Below are 459 nucleotides of genomic sequence, written 5' to 3' on the forward strand. Positions count from 1 at the left end.
CAAGAAGGGCCTGCTGACCATGAGTTCGCAGTTGATCGGCGTGCTGGCGGCTTCGACGCAGGGCGATGCGGACGCCAAGAGCTTGCAGACGGGAGCCTGGGTGGCGGGGAATGCTACTCAGTACAACTTCCTCAACCATGCGGAAAATGAGGAGCGTTGGAAGTCCCAAAAGGCCTGCCAAGGAGGAGACGAGGCCGCCTGTGGGCGTGCGGATGCTTGGGATAAGTTGGACCGCGACCGAGATCTAGCCTTGATGACTGCCTGCTCTACGGGCGGACAGGCATCGACTTGTAGTGCATTGCGTCAAGAAGCCTGGAAGGCTGCTCAAAGCCTCAAGCAGGCCAGTTGGAGCCCGGAAGCGAGGGAACAATACGCGCAAGCCATGCAAAATCCGGAATTGCGTGCTTACACGATTGAGTCAGAGCTTCGAAGCATCAATCAGGTAAATAATCCTATTAC

1 pseudogene is annotated in these 459 nt (G+C 56.9%); it reads left to right on the plus strand.

The features are described 5' to 3' along the window. Positions 1-202: 202 nt before the first annotated feature. Positions 203-459, plus strand: a pseudogene (locus D7X32_RS48005) (DUF6862 domain-containing protein); the annotation flags it as partial.

The organism is Corallococcus carmarthensis (assembly GCF_003611695.1).
Lineage (GTDB): Bacteria > Myxococcota > Myxococcia > Myxococcales > Myxococcaceae > Corallococcus > Corallococcus carmarthensis.